Here is a 13880-nt window from a genome sequence, read left to right as displayed (position 1 = left end):
GTGCAGCCGCACGGTTCGCCCCGAGGAAGGTGATGGTCATGTCGCACCCGCACGTGTCGTCCATGGACCGGCCGGACCGCCCCGAGCGGGTGGTCGTCAGCCGTCGTCGTCTCCTCGAGGGATCGGCCGCCGTACTCGGCGCGCTCGCCCTCTCCGCCCCCGCCGCCGGCCACCACGCCGCCGCCGCGGAGACGGCTCCGGAATGGAACGGTCGCCTCGACGTCTTCCGGCTCGGCACCGAACCACCGCACACCACCCTCATGCCGTACGCGGATCTCGCCCAGGCACTCGCCGCCGACCGCACCCGCTCGCCCTACCGGCTCAGCCTGGACGGGACCTGGAGGTTCGCGCACGCGGAACGCCCCGACGACCGCGACACCGACTTCCACCGCACCGACCTCGACGACAGCGACTGGGACACCATCCCCGTGCCGTCCGTCTGGCAGATGCACGGGTACGACCGCCCGATCTACCTCAACATCACCTACCCGTACTGGGGCCCCAACGGTCACGGCGAGGACCCGCAGCCGCCCGCCGCGCCCACCCGCTACAACCCCGTCGGCCAGTACCGGCGCACCTTCACCGTGCCGAGGAACTGGACGGGGCGACGCACGTTCCTGCACTTCGAGGGCGTCAAGTCCGCGCACTACGTGTGGATCAACGGACGCCTCGTCGGCTACCACGAGGACTCCTACACCCCCGCCGAGTACGACATCACCGAGCATCTGCGGCCCGGCACCAACCAGATCGCGGTCGAGGTCTACCGCTACTCCGACGGCGACTGGCTGGAGGACCAGGACATGATCCGGCTGAGCGGCATCTTCCGCTCGGTCCACCTGTACTCCACCCCGTCGGTCCACCTGCGCGACTTCAAACTGGACACCCCACTGGGTGCCGACCACACCACCGCGGAGCTGGCGGTGACGGCGAGCGTGCGGGACTACCGGGACGGGGGCGGCAAGGCAGACGGATACGGTGGACGGTATACCGTGGACACCCTTCTGTACGACGCCGACGGCCACCCGGTCTGGCCCCGGCCCCTCCGGCAGGCCATCGACCTCGCCTCCGGCGGAGAGGCGACCGTACGGGCCGCTAAGGCGGTGCCCTCACCCCGCCTCTGGTCGGCCGAGGACCCCTACCTCTACACCGCCGTCCTGCAACTGCGCGACCCCGCGGGAAAGGTGATCGAAACCCTCTCCCACCGGGTCGGCCTGCGCGAGTTCACCCTCAAGGACGGGTTGATGCGCATCAACGGCCGCCCCGTCTCCTTCCGCGGCACCAACCGGCACGAGATGCACCCCGCCCGCGGCACCGCCCTCACCCGCGCCGACATGATCCGGGACATCGAGATCATCAAGCGGCTGAACATGAACTCCGTCCGCACCTCGCACTACCCGAACAACCCCCAGTGGTACGAACTCGCCGACCAGTACGGGCTCTACCTCGTCGACGAGACCAACCTCGAGACCCACGGCATCCGCTCCGAGTACCCCGGCGACCACCCCGACTGGACGGCCGCCTGCGTGGCCCGCGCCCAGAACATGGTCCACCGCGACAAGAACCACGCCTCGGTCGTCATCTGGTCCCTCGGCAACGAGGCCGGCGGGGGCAGCACCTTCACCGCCATGTACGACTGGATCCGCTCCTACGACCCCACCCGCGTCATCCAGTACGAGGGCGACGACCGCCCCGGCATCAGCGACATCCGCTCCGAGATGTACGACAGCCCCCAGCGCGTCGAACAGCGCGCGAAGGACACCGCCGACACCCGCCCGTACGTCATGATCGAGTACAGCCACTCGATGGGGAACTCCACCGGGAACTTCAAGAAGTACTGGGACCTCGTCCGCCGCCACGACGTCCTCCAGGGCGGATGGATCTGGGACTTCGTCGACCAGTCCCTCAACTGGCCCACCCCGACACGCACGCTGTTCACCGAGACCGGCCCCGCTCGGCTGCGCGGCGAACTCATGGCGTCCAGCGGCACCTTCGACCGCACCCGAGGGGTCTCCGGCGCCACCGTCTTCGCCCGTGACCCCGGCCTCGACCTGACCGGCTCCCTCACGTTGGAGGCCTGGGTCACCCCGCGCTTCACCGGCTACCACCAGCCGATCATCGCCAAGGGCGACACCCAGTACGCCCTGAAACAGAGCGACCGGACCCTGGAGTTCTTCATCCACGGCGACGGACAGTGGATCACCGCGAACTGGACCGTTCCCGAGGACTGGACCGGCCGCGAACACCACGTCGCGGGCGTCTTCGACGCGGACGCCGGCACCCTCACCCTGTATGTCGACGGCGTGCGGCGGGCCACCCGCACCACCACCCGCCGTCCGGCCGGCAACACCGCGCCCCTCGCCCTCGGCAACGACACCGACAACCACACCCGCGAGTTCAGCGGCAGCATCCGCCGCGCCCGCGTCTACGCCCGCGCGCTGACCGCGGCCGAACTCGCCGACGACGGCCGCGGCCCCGGCGACGACGGCGTGCGGTTCTGGTTCGACGCGGCGACGGTCGCCGTCGACGAGAAGCAGCCGCGCGAGAAGACCTTCCTCGCCTACGGCGGCGACTGGGGCGATCTGCCCAACGACGGGAGCTTCGTCGCCGACGGCCTCATCACCGCCGACCGCCACCACACCGGCAAGGCCGCCGAGGTCAAGCGCGTGTACCAGGCCGTCAACGCCGCCCCGGTGTCCGGCGGCGCCCCCGGCGCGGTCACGCTGATCAACGAGTACCTCTTCACCGACCTCCGTGCCTTCAACGGCTGTTGGTCGCTCGTCACCGACGGGAAGGTCACGCAGAAGGGCAGACTGACCCGCGGCCAGCTCGATGTCCCGCCCCTGTCCCGCAAGGAGATCACCGTCCCCCTGAAGCTGCCCGCCACCCCGGCGCCCGGCAGCGAGTACTTCCTCGAACTGTCCTTCACCCTCAAGGAGCCGACCCCCTGGGCCAAGGCCGGGTTCGAGGTGGCGCGGCAGCAACTGCCCGTCGACGCGGGCAGTCCGGCCGTGACTCCCGTCCCCCTCCAGGAAGTCCCCACCCTCACCCACCAGGAGGGCGACACGACGGTCACCGTCACCGGCCGGGACTTCTGCGTCACCGTCGACAAACGCACCGGCGTCATCACCTCCTACGAGGCCGGCGGCACCCGCCTCATCACCTCCGGGCCCGCACCCAACTTCTGGCGGGCGCCCACCGACAACGACCACGGAAACGGCCAGCACATCCGCAACCAGACCTGGCGCGACGCGGGCGCCCTGCGCACGGTCACCGGAGTGAGCGTGCGCGGCCTGCGCGACCGGGCCGTCGAGATCAAGGTCACCGGCACCCTGCCGACCACGACACCGTCGACGTACACCACCACCTACACCGTCTTCGGAAACGCCGAGATCAAGGTCGACCACACCCTGCATCCGGGCGCCGCGAGCCTGCCGTACATCCCGGAGATCGGAAGCATCCTGTTTCTGCCGGCCCGCCTGGAGCACGTGCACTACTACGGGCGCGGCCCCGAGGAGAACCACTGGGACCGCAACGACGGCACCGACGTGGGCCTCCACTCGGGGACGGTCACCGGGCAGTGGACGCCGTACATCCGCCCCCAGGAGAACGGCAACAGGACCGACGTGCGCTGGGTCGCCCTCACCGACCGCGACGGCTTCGGCCTGCTCGCCACCGGCGAACCGCTGCTGGAGGTCAACGCCTCCCACTTCACGCCGGAGGACCTCTCGGTCGGCGCCCGCCACGACTACCAGCTCACCCCGCGCCGCGAGGTCGTACTACGCCTGAACCACCGGCAGATGGGTGTCGGCGGCGACAACAGCTGGGGCGCGCACACCCACGACGAGTACAAGCTGTTCGCCGACCGCGACTACGCCTACAGCTACCGGCTGCGCCCGCTGAAGCGCGTCACGCGGGCGATGGCCGCCTCGCGCCGGCCGACGGCGACGGAGTAGCGGCCGCACCGGGTAGGGGTCCGCCGGAGCCGCCGTCGGCGGGCCCCTCCCCATGGCGATCTCGGACACACCGCGATGATCTCTGTGGCGGTGGGCGCGGCGGAGCGGAACAATCCACCACGGAACGGGTAACGCCAACCGAGGAAGAGGAACGTCCCATGGTGGAGCAGGACGAGCGCTTCGATGTCGTCGTACTCGGCGCCGGGCCCGGCGGCTACGTCGCCGCGGTACGCGCCGCCCAGCTGGGAAAACGCGTCGCCGTCGTGGAGGAGAAGTACTGGGGCGGCGTCTGCCTGAACGTGGGCTGCATTCCGACCAAGGCCCTCCTGCGCAACGCCGAGCTCGCGCACATCTTCACCCGTGAGGCGAAGACGTTCGGGATCAAGGTCGACGGAGAGGTCTCCTTCGACTACGGCGAGGCCTACCGTCGCAGCCGCAAGGTCGCCGACGGCCGCGTCAAGGGCGTCCACTTCCTGATGAAGAAGAACAAGATCACCGAGTACGACGGCCGCGGATCCTTCCTCGACCCGCACACGCTCCAGGTGACCGGTTACGACGGGGAGACCCGCACCATCGGTTTCGAGCACTGCATCATCGCCACCGGCGCCACGCCTCGGCTGCTGCCCGGTACCAAGCGCAGCGCCCGGGTGGTGACGTACGAGGAGCAGATCCTCGCCGATGACCTGCCGCGGTCCATCGTCATCGCGGGGGCGGGCGCGATCGGCATCGAATTCGCCTACGTGCTGCACAACTACGGCGTGAAGGTCACCATCGTCGAGTTCCTGGACCGGATGGCGCCGCTGGAGGACGCGGAGGTCTCCACCGAACTGGCCAAGCAGTACCGCCGGCTGGGCATCGACGTGCTCACCTCGACTCGTGTCGAGTCCATCGACGAGTCCGGCCCACAGGTCCGGGTCACGGTCACCGGCAAGGACGGCTCCCAGCAGGTCCTGGAGGCCGACAAGGTCCTCCAGGCCATCGGCTTCGCCCCGAACGTCACCGGCTTCGGCCTCGAGAACACCGGCGTGACGGTCACCGAGCGCGGCGCCATCGACGTGGACGGCCGCTGCCGCACCTCGGTCCCGCACATCTACGCCATCGGCGACGTCACCGCCAAGCTGATGCTCGCGCACGCGGCCGAGTCCATGGGCATCATCGCCGCCGAGACCCTCGCCGACGCGGAGACCATGGAACTCGACTACGCGATGATTCCGCGCGCCACCTTCTGCCAGCCCCAGATCGCCAGCTTCGGCTACACCGAGGCGCAGGCCCGCGACCTCGGACATGAGGTCAAGGTCGCCAAGTTCCCCTTCACCGCGAACGGCAAGTCGCACGGTCTCGGCGACACCACCGGGTTCGTCAAGCTGATCAGCGACGCCAGGTACGGCGAGCTGCTCGGCGGCCACCTCATCGGCCCCGACGTCACCGAGCTGCTGCCCGAGCTGACCCTGGCCCAGCAGTGGGACCTCACCGTCCACGAGGTCGCCCGCAACGTCCACGCCCACCCCACCCTGAGCGAGGCCGTCAAGGAGGCGGTGCACGGCCTGGCCGGACACATGATCAACATGTGAGAGACCGGCGGCGGGACCGTTCACCCGGACGGCCCCGCCGCGCTCGCCCTCGCCGTGCGTCCGGGGTGTCCTGGCATCCGGCGGACCGCGCCGACGGCCGAGGGAGGGCAACCATGGCGGAAGGTTCCGCCCCCTCGAGGGGCACCCCGAAGGGCGAGATCGGCACCGCCTGGTCCGTGCCGCCCGGCGGTCCCCGCCCGCCCGACCGCTCCGACGCCCGGATCACCGGCGGCGTCGGCCCCGCCGGCACCCTGATGCTGTGCGGCGGCTTCCTCGCCGTCCTCCAGGGCATCGCGGCGATCGCCGAGGACGACGTCTACGCCCGCGTCGGCTCGTACGTCTACGGGCTGAGCCTCCTCGGCTGGGGCCGGCTCCACCTCCTCCTGGGGGTCCTGGTCGCCGTCACCGGCGCGAGCCTGCTCAAGGGCGCGGCCCGGGCCCGCCTCCCCGGAGTTGTCCTCGCCTCGCTCAGCCTCGTCGCCCAGTTCCTGTTCCTGCCGTACGAGCCGGCGTGGTCGGCGGTGGTGATGGCGATCGACGTGTGGGTGATCCGGGCACTGACGTCGTGGCGGGAGAAGGACGGTTGACCGGGAAGGCGAGGTCCGCCGAGGGGCCGGCCGTGGGCGTCGTCGCCGGGTCCGCGTCGGCGTCGTGTGCTTCGCGGGCGATGGTGACACCGGCCGTGTGCGGCGGCCACATCTGGCCGGTCGAGGCGCTTTCCGACTTACTCGGAGGTGTCGCTGATGCCCAGTCGCAGGTGTTCCACGTGGTAGACGGCCTGGTCGAGCAGTTCCGCGACGTGATGGTCGTGCAGTGCGTAGACGACCGAACGGCCGCGGCGCTCGCCGACCACGAGGCCCAGGTTGCGCAGCAGCCGTAGCTGGTGCGAGCACGCGGACTGCTCCATGCCCACGGCGGTGGCCAACTCCGTGGCGGGAAGCGGTCCTTCGCGCAGGCGGGCGAGGATCAGCAGCCGGGAGGGGGTGGAGAGGGCCTGGAGGGTGGTAGCCACCTTGGCCACGTTGTCCGCGTCCAGGCGCACGCGTTCGGTGGCTGTGGTGGTGACGGCTCCATGACCCATGGGGGTATCTTACCCACCGAGCATGAATGAATGAACGAGTCTTCATGTATTCCTGTATGGTGGGCCAGGTGTCCACCACCCTCGCCTCCCCCTCCCTCGCCGCGGGCCCGGCGGCACCCCGCCGCCGCACCCGCCTCCTCGCCCTTCCGGAGGTCCGCTGGGCCCTCACGGCCACGGTCGCCTTCCTGGCCGGGCTCGGGGCCGACCTCGGCGGCACACCGTCGTGGGTGTACGGAATCCTGTATGCGGTCGCCTACGCGGCCGGTGGATGGGAACCGGCACTCGAAGGTCTGCGGGCCCTGCGCCGGAAGACCCTCGACGTCGACCTGCTGATGATCGTCGCCGCGCTCGGGGCGGCCGCGATCGGCCAGGTCCTCGACGGCGCCCTGCTGATCGTCATCTTCGCCACCTCCGGCGCCCTGGAGGCCCTGGCCACCGCCCGTACGGCCGACTCCGTCCGCGGCCTGCTGGACCTCGCGCCCGACACCGCGACCCGCCTCACGGCCGACGGGGAGGAAACCGTCCCGGCCGCCCGACTCGCCGTCGGCGACCTGCTCCTGGTCCGGCCGGGCGAACGCATCGGCGCCGACGGCCGTGTCGTCGACGGCGTCAGCGAGGCCGACCAGGCGACCATCACCGGCGAACCCCTCCCCGTCGTCAAGCGCCCCGGCGACGACGTCTTCGCCGGCACCCTCAACGGCGCCGGCGCGCTCCGCGTCCGCGTCGTACGCGATCCCGGCGACTCCGTCATCGCCCGCATCGTCACCCTCGTCGAGGAGGCCTCCCGCACCAAGGCGCCCACCCAGCTGTTCATCGAGAAGATCGAACAGCGCTACGCGGTCGCCGTCGTGGCCGCCACCCTCGCCGTCTTCGCCCTGCCGCTCGCCTTCGGCGCGAACCTCACGGACGCGCTGCTGCGCGCGATGACCTTCATGATCGTCGCGTCCCCGTGCGCGGTCGTCCTCGCCACCATGCCACCGCTGTTGTCCGCCATCGCCACCGCCGGCCGGCACGGCGTCCTGGTCAAGTCCGCCGTCGCCATGGAACGTCTCGGCGAGATCGACACCGCCGCGCTCGACAAGACGGGCACCCTGACCGAGGGCGCCCCCGAGGTCACCGACGTGAGCCCGCTGCCGGGCTCCGGCCTCGACTCCGACGCCCTCCTCGCCCTGGCGGCGGCGGCCGAGCATCCCAGCGAGCACCCGCTGGCGCGGGCGATCGTGGGAGCGGCGCGGGCTCGCGGAGTGCGCATCGCTCCGGCGAAGGGGTTCACGGCGACGCCGGGGAGAGGGGTGAGCGCGATGGTCGAGGGGCGCGCGGTGGAAGTGGGCAGGGTCGGTGATCCTGACGACCGAATGCGGCGGGTCGACGGTGTGCGGCGGGCCGACGGCGTGGCGGATCCTGTCGACTGTGGGCACGACGTCGACGGTATGCAGAATTCCGTCGACCCCGCGCTCAGGGACGAGGGCGCGGCGGACGTCGCCGACCGTCCGTCGGTCGTCGACGGCGTGCGGCATCCGGCCTGCGCCCGCCCCCACACCCCCTCCCGCCCGTCGGCCGGCACCACCGTCCTCGTCACCCGCGACGCCACCGCCGTGGGCACGCTCACCCTCACCGACCGAGTCCGTCCCGCCGCTCCGGCCGCCACCGCCGCCCTGGCCGGGCTGACCGGCACCACTCCCGTCCTCCTCACCGGCGACAACGCGCACGCCGCCGCCCGGGTCGCCGAGGCCACCGGCATCACGGACGTGCGTGCGGATCTGCTGCCCGAGGACAAGGTGAACGCCCTCCGCGACCTCCAACTCGCTGGCCGCAAAGTGCTGTTCGTCGGCGACGGGGTCAACGACGCGCCCGCGCTCGCCGCCGCCCACTCGGGCCTCGCGATGGGCAGGGCGGGGTCCGACCTGGCGCTGGAGACAGCCGACGTCGTCGTGGTCCGCGACGACCTCACGGCCGTACCGGCGGTCGTACGGCTCTCGCGGACCGCTCGTCGGCTGGTGCTCCAGAATCTGGTGATCGCGGGTACGTTCATCACCGGCCTCGTCCTGTGGGACCTCGTCGGCCACCTTCCGTTGCCGCTCGGTGTCGCCGGTCACGAGGGGTCGACCGTGCTGGTCGGACTCAACGGGCTGCGACTGCTGCGGGAGCGTGCCTGGCAGGGGTGATCGGCGACGGTGCTGGACAGGCGAGGTTCATGTCGGATTCTCGCCAGCACCGGGCGGCGCGGTGGCCGATGCTGGACACATGCTGAACGGGATGTACACCGACCGGGAGCGCTGTGTGCGCGCCGTCCAGTCCAAGGACGCCCGGTTCGACGGCTGGTTCTTCACCGCGGTCCTGACCACCGGCATCTACTGCCGGCCGAGCTGTCCGGTAGTGGCGCCGAAACCGGAGAACATGGTGTTCCACGCGAGCGCCGCCGCCTGCCAGCAGGCCGGGTTCCGGGCCTGCAAGCGCTGCCGGCCCGACACCAGCCCCGGCTCCCCGGAGTGGAACCGGCGGGCCGACCTCGTCGCCCGCGCCATGCGGCTGATCGCCGACGGCGTGGTCGACCGCGAGGGCGTGCCCGGCCTCGCCGGCCGCCTCGGCTACAGCACCCGTCAGGTCGAGCGGCAGCTCCTCGCCGAACTCGGCGCGGGTCCCCTCGCGCTGGCCCGCGCCCAGCGTGCGCTGACTGCCCGGCTGCTCGTCGAGTCGACCGAACTGCCCATGGCGGACGTGGCGTTCGCGGCGGGCTTCGCCTCTGTCCGCACGTTCAACGACACCGTGCGCGAGGTCTTCGCCCTCTCCCCGACCGAGCTGCGCGCCCGCGTCCCGAAGCGGTACGACCCCACCCCGGCGGCGCTCCGGACCTCGACAGCCCGAACTCCGCCGGCCCCGGGTGCGCCGCCCACCGGCACCACCGCGACCCCGGCCGCCCCCGCCACCCTCCACCTCCGACTGCCGTTCCGCGCCCCCCTCAACCCCGACAACCTCTTCGGGCACCTCGCGGCCACCGCCGTGCCGGGTGTGGAGGAGTGGCGGGACGGGTCGTACCGGCGCACACTGCGGCTGCCGTACGGGCACGGGATCGTGGGGCTCGCCCCGCGCCCCGACCACATCGCCTGTCGGCTCACCCTCAGTGACTCGCGGGATCTCACGGTCGCCATCAGCCGCTGCCGGCGGATGCTCGACCTGGACGCCGACCCCGTCGCCGTCGACGACCAGCTGCGCACCGACCCGACGCTCGCCCCACTGGTGGACAAGGCGCCGGGCCGCCGCGTTCCGCGCACCGTGGACGAGGCGGAGTTCGCCGTGCGCGCGGTGCTCGGCCAGCAGGTGTCCACGGCGGCGGCGCGTACCCACGCCGCCCGTCTGGTCACCGCGCACGGGGACGCCGTCGACGACCCGGAGGGAGGCCTCACCCACCTCTTCCCGACGCCCGAGGCGCTCGCCGCACTCGATCCCGACTCCCTCGCGATGCCCCGCACCCGCCGTACGACGTTCACCACCCTCGTCGGACGACTCGCCGACGGCAGCCTGCACCTGGGAGTGGAGTCCGACTGGGCCCGGGCCCGGTCCCGACTGCTGTCCCTGCCCGGCTTCGGCCCGTGGACGGTCGACGTCATCGCGATGCGCGCCCTCGGCGACCCCGACGCCTTCCTCCCGACCGATCTCGGAGTCCGGCGCGCCGCCCGTGAGTTGGGCCTGCCCTCCACTCCCGCGGCGCTCACGGCCCGCGCGGCGGCGTGGCGCCCCTGGCGGGCGTACGCCGTCCAGTACCTCTGGGCGACCGACCGCCACCCGATCAACTTCCTTCCGGCCTGAGCACTTCTACGAACGGACGCACCATGAAGCGGCACACCGTCATCGACAGCCCGTACGGACCTCTCACGCTCGTCGCCGACGACGGCGTCCTGTGCGGCCTCTACATGACCGAGCAGCGCCACCGCCCGGCGGAGGACAGCTTCGGCCCCCGCGACGGCACCCTCTTCGGCGCCACCGAGGAGCAACTGGGGGCCTACTTCGCGGGGGAGTCGAGGGAGTTCACCCTCCCGCTGCGCCTGCACGGTACGCCGTTCCAGCGCAGGGTCTGGGACGCTCTGCGGCAGATCCCCTACGGCGAGACCCGCACCTATGGCCAACTCGCCGGGGCCCTCGGCAGCCCGACCGCCTCCCGTGCCGTGGGTCTCGCCAACGGCCGCAACCCGGTCGGCATCATCGTCCCCTGCCACCGTGTCGTCGGCGCGAACGGCAGCCTCACCGGATACGGCGGTGGCCTGGAGCGCAAGCGGAGGCTGCTCGACTTCGAGAGCGGAAGGGGTGCGGCGGCGCTCTTCCAGCCGCGGACCTCCGACCGGCTGCCGTGGACGGACCCCCTCACCCACGCCTGTCTATGACGTTCACATAGTTGAACGTTATCCATGTGCGCGACCGTTGACGCGGTCATGGCAAGCGCTTACCTTCCAGAACAAGCGCTTTGGTCATCGGCGCGCGGATTCCGGTCGTCGGTCGTGTTCATGTCGTCGAACCAGCCGTATGGTCGCACCGGGTCCGCCGCGGAGAAAAGGGGTCAGCGAACCCCTCGTCGGACGAGCCGCAACCACCTGGAGAGAGAACGATGCAACGGAGACCCGTCATCGCGTGCGTCGGCCTGCTGGCCGGCACACTCGTCGCGTTGTCCGGCAACACGGCGCAGGCAGCGTCCACCCGCTACGAGGCCGAGAACGCCCCGGCCGTCTGCACCGGCACCATCGACTCCGACTGGGCCGGCTACTCCGGCAGCGGATTCTGCAACGCCACCAACGCGGTGGGCGCTTACGCGCAGTTCACCGTGAACGCCTCCGCCGCCGGCACGGCGACCCTGAGCATCCGCTTCGCCAACGGGACCACCGCGGCCCGGCCCGCGACCCTCACGGTGAACGGCTCGTCGGCCACCGCGGTCTCCTTCGCGAGCACCGGCGCCTGGGGGACCTGGACGACGAAGACACTGTCGGTGCCGGTGGGTCCGGGCAGCAACACCATCCGGATCAGCCCCACCGCGGCCGCCGGACTGCCCAACATCGACCACCTCGACGCCGAGGTCGGCGGCACCACCACTCCGCCGCCCTCGGCCACCGCTCTCTACGTGGCACCGAACGGCACCGACGGCGCGGCCGGCACCCAGGCGGCGCCCACCACGCTCACCTCGGCGATCAGCCGCATCACCCCCGGCGGCACGATCTACCTGCGCGGCGGGACGTACGGCCACGCGCAGACGGTCACCATCCCGGCGGGCAACAACGGCACCGCCGCCGACCGCACGGAACTCCTCGCCTACCCCGGTGAGACGCCGGTCCTGAACTTCTCGGCCCAGACCGAGGACCCCGCCAACCGCGGCCTCGCCGTCAACGGGTCGTACTGGCACATCAAGGGGATCGTCGTCGAACGCGCCGGGGACAACGGGATCTTCGTCGGCGGCAGCAACAACATCTTCGAGCGCACGGTGACCCGCTTCAACCGCGACACCGGCCTCCAGCTCTCCCGGATGCTGTCCAGCACCCCCAGCAGCCAGTGGCCGTCCAACAACCTGATCCTGAGCGCGGAGTCGCACGACAACGCCGACTCCGACGGCGAGGACGCCGACGGCTTCGCCGCCAAGCTCACCACGGGTCCCGGAAACGTCTTCCGCCACGCCGTGTCCCACAACAACATCGACGACGGCTGGGACCTCTACACCAAGTCGGACACCGGCCCGATCGGCCCGGTGACCATCGAGGACTCCCTCGCCTACGACAACGGCACCCTCAGCGACGGCTCCCAGGCCGGAAACGGCGACCGGAACGGCTACAAGCTCGGCGGCGAGGACATCGCGGTCAACCACATCGTCCGGCGCAGCATCGCCTACCACAACGGCAAGCACGGCTTCACGTACAACAGCAACCCCGGCTCCATGACGGTGTCGGGCAACGTCAGCATCGACAACGCCCAGCGCAACTTCAACTTCGACGCGGGCACATCGGTGTTCCGCGACAACACGTCCTGCCGCAGCGGCAGCGGCACCAACGACCGGATCATCGGCAGCGCCGACAGCACCAACCAGTTCTGGTCCGGCACGAACGGCTCCCGCTGCTCGTCCTACGCCGGAGCCCTGCACTGGTCGTACGCCTCCGACGGCCGCCTGGTCGTCACCTTCGGCGGCAACTAGGCCGTCCGACGAGGTGACAGGGCCGCGCAGGCGGCCCGCTTCGACGCCCCGACGGCCCCCCGGCCGCCGGGGCGCCCTTCGAGGAGCCGCTGCCGACGCCCCTCCCGCGCAGCACCACGGGCAGGGCCGCGCCGATGTGGTGGACCAGCCGCTCACGGCCCAACACGCTCCCGCGACTGCGCTCGACGACAGCGCCGGTGGTGTCCACCACCATGGCGTGGCCCTCCGCACCGAGGGCACCGGCCACAGGCCGCCGAGGCTCCGGTGCCCGCGGGCGGATATCGAACGGCCCCGTCCGGTGCTACCGTCCCTGCATGGCCAAGGTCAACATCTCGCTCGATGCCGATCTCGTCGTCGAAGTCATGGTGCTCGCCGGTGTGGGCAGCCCCCAGGACGCCGTCGAACTCGTGGTGCGCGACTACATCGAACGCGGTCACCGCACCGAGGCGCGCACCGCGACCCGTGACGAGGCGCTGCGCACGGTGGACATCAAGCCGCGGGACGTGGAGGGCTGAGCCCTCACCCAGCCCGCACCCGTACCCCCGCGCTCCCCGCGCTCCCCGAGCGCCATCCCGCGAACAGGCGTGCCCCGGCGTCGGTCACGCCACCCGGTGACCGTTCTCCAGCTCCGCGGTCCCCGAGCCGTCGGCCAGCACGTCCAGCGCGGCCAGTACCCGGTGGCCGAGGGCGCCCAGGAGGTGGTCGGTGATCTCCGCGCGGGGCACCAGCCGCCAGGACAGCAGCTCCTCCTCCTGTAGGCGGATCGCCTTGAGGTCCTCCTCGTCGAGGACCCCACCGTCGTACACGTACGCCACCAGCGGCGGCCGGTCAGGACCCTGCACCCAGTCGACGGCGAGCAGCCGGCCGAGTTCACGGTCGAGGCCGATCTCCTCCAGCGTCTCGCGGCGCGCGCCCTGGCGTGGGGTCTCGCCGTCGTCGGACTCGATCGTGCCGCCCGGGAGCGCCCACCCCGCCCGATAATTGGGCTCGACGAGCAGCACCCGCCCCCGCTCGTCCCGGAAGAGCGCGGCGGCGCCGGCCAGGACGCGGGGCAGGGAGGCGATGTACGTGGCGAAGTCAGCAGTGGTCACCCTGGAAGGGTATCCAGC

10 protein-coding genes are annotated in these 13880 nt (G+C 71.5%); 8 read left to right on the top strand and 2 right to left on the bottom strand.

The features are described 5' to 3' along the window. Positions 1 to 38 precede the first annotated feature (38 nt). The 3 genes from ACZ5Y0_RS21605 (at position 39) to ACZ5Y0_RS21595 (ending at position 6111) form a co-directional block, all read left to right on the top strand. Positions 39 to 3953, top strand: coding sequence for a glycoside hydrolase family 2 TIM barrel-domain containing protein (locus tag ACZ5Y0_RS21605; protein ID WP_469130303.1), 3915 nt, complete (start codon positions 39 to 41; stop codon positions 3951 to 3953). 158 nt (positions 3954 to 4111) lie between these two features. Further along, positions 4112 to 5524, top strand: coding sequence for a dihydrolipoyl dehydrogenase (gene lpdA / locus ACZ5Y0_RS21600; protein ID WP_469130302.1), 1413 nt, complete (start codon positions 4112 to 4114; stop codon positions 5522 to 5524). A 113-nt stretch (positions 5525 to 5637) separates the two neighbouring features. Beyond that, positions 5638 to 6111 (top strand): DUF7144 family membrane protein, encoded by a 474-nt coding sequence (locus ACZ5Y0_RS21595; protein ID WP_469130301.1) that lies wholly within the window; start codon positions 5638 to 5640, stop codon positions 6109 to 6111. 137 nt (positions 6112 to 6248) lie between these two features. Here the strand turns inward: ACZ5Y0_RS21595 and ACZ5Y0_RS21590 are convergent, their stop codons facing one another. Then, positions 6249 to 6605, bottom strand: coding sequence for an ArsR/SmtB family transcription factor (locus ACZ5Y0_RS21590; protein ID WP_469130300.1), 357 nt, complete (start codon positions 6603 to 6605; stop codon positions 6249 to 6251). A gap of 56 nt (positions 6606 to 6661) precedes the next feature. On the opposite strand from ACZ5Y0_RS21590, the gene ACZ5Y0_RS21585 reads away from it, so the two are divergent. The 5 genes from ACZ5Y0_RS21585 (at position 6662) to ACZ5Y0_RS21565 (ending at position 13286) form a co-directional block, all read left to right on the top strand. Further along, entirely contained in the window at positions 6662 to 8770 is a 2109-nt protein-coding gene (locus ACZ5Y0_RS21585) for a heavy metal translocating P-type ATPase (protein ID WP_469130368.1), read from the top strand. Positions 8771 to 8849: 79 nt separating this feature from the next. After that, positions 8850 to 10412, top strand: coding sequence for an AlkA N-terminal domain-containing protein (locus ACZ5Y0_RS21580; RefSeq protein WP_469130299.1), 1563 nt, complete (start codon positions 8850 to 8852; stop codon positions 10410 to 10412). Between the two features lie 23 nt (positions 10413 to 10435). Continuing rightward, positions 10436 to 10984, top strand: coding sequence for a methylated-DNA--[protein]-cysteine S-methyltransferase (locus ACZ5Y0_RS21575; RefSeq protein WP_469130298.1), 549 nt, complete (start codon positions 10436 to 10438; stop codon positions 10982 to 10984). 221 nt (positions 10985 to 11205) lie between these two features. Beyond that, positions 11206 to 12771, top strand: coding sequence for a carbohydrate-binding protein (locus ACZ5Y0_RS21570; protein WP_469130297.1), 1566 nt, complete (start codon positions 11206 to 11208; stop codon positions 12769 to 12771). A gap of 314 nt (positions 12772 to 13085) precedes the next feature. Further along, entirely contained in the window at positions 13086 to 13286 is a 201-nt protein-coding gene (locus ACZ5Y0_RS21565; RefSeq protein WP_467518160.1) for a type II toxin-antitoxin system VapB family antitoxin, read from the top strand. An 84-nt stretch (positions 13287 to 13370) separates the two neighbouring features. Here the strand turns inward: ACZ5Y0_RS21565 and ACZ5Y0_RS21560 are convergent, their stop codons facing one another. Then, on the bottom strand, positions 13371 to 13862 hold the full coding sequence (locus tag ACZ5Y0_RS21560) for an NUDIX domain-containing protein (protein WP_469130296.1): 492 nt from the start codon (positions 13860 to 13862) through the stop codon (positions 13371 to 13373). Between the last annotated feature and the right edge of the window lie 18 nt (positions 13863 to 13880).

Source organism: Streptomyces sp. NPDC033216, assembly GCF_055577115.1.
Note: the sequence above shows the minus strand (reverse complement) of the source record. Positions and strands in the feature narration are given on the sequence as shown.